General features: G+C 44.7%; 1 protein-coding gene. It reads right to left on the bottom strand.

The genetic code is table 11. The features are described from left to right. A partial coding sequence (gene lpxC, locus AB4585_RS24890) for a UDP-3-O-acyl-N-acetylglucosamine deacetylase (RefSeq protein WP_372171426.1) occupies nt 1-520 on the bottom strand: 520 nt, incomplete at its 3' end. Nucleotides 521-655 lie beyond the last annotated feature (135 nt).

Raw genomic sequence — 655 nt, 5'->3', positions numbered from 1 at the left:
GCATATGCTGCTCATCTGAATCGATCGCTGGGTGTTCGAATTCGATCTCAAAATCCAGGCGGAAACCGTCATAAGGAACAAGTTCTGCCCACTTATCACCGTCTTCTACGCGAACTGGTTTTTTGATACGAATGAAACGCTTAGCTGCGTTTTGCACCTCGATACCTGCTGATTGTAACAAGTATACGAATGGGCTAGCACTACCATCCATAATAGGGATTTCAGGTGCGTCTACCTCGATAATAATGTTATCGATACCCATACCAGCAAGCGCGGCATTCAAGTGTTCAACGGTAGAAATGCGCACGCCTTCATCATTAACAAGAGCTGTACAAAGCATTGTATCGCGCACAGAGTTTGCATCCGCAGGGAAATCCACTGCAGGTTCTAAATCTGTTCTACGGTATATAACACCTGTGTTTGTTGCCGCTGGGCGAAGCGTTAATGTCACTTTGCGCCCAGAGTGCAGACCCACTCCAGTTGTTTTGACAATCTCTTTTAAAGTACGCTGCCTAATCATGCAATACCTCTCATTAAAGCAAAGTTGCTAGCTGTTTATCAGCTTGGTCGCACATCCTACCAGTTTTTTGACAATTGTCAAAAAAACGAACAATTAGTCGGCTTGGTTGCGCAAAAACGCTGGTATATCTAGGTA

The sequence above is a fragment of the Vibrio sp. 10N.222.49.C9 genome (assembly GCF_041474985.1).
GTDB lineage: Bacteria > Pseudomonadota > Gammaproteobacteria > Enterobacterales > Vibrionaceae > Vibrio > Vibrio crassostreae_C.
Note: the sequence above shows the minus strand (reverse complement) of the source record. Positions and strands in the feature narration are given on the sequence as shown.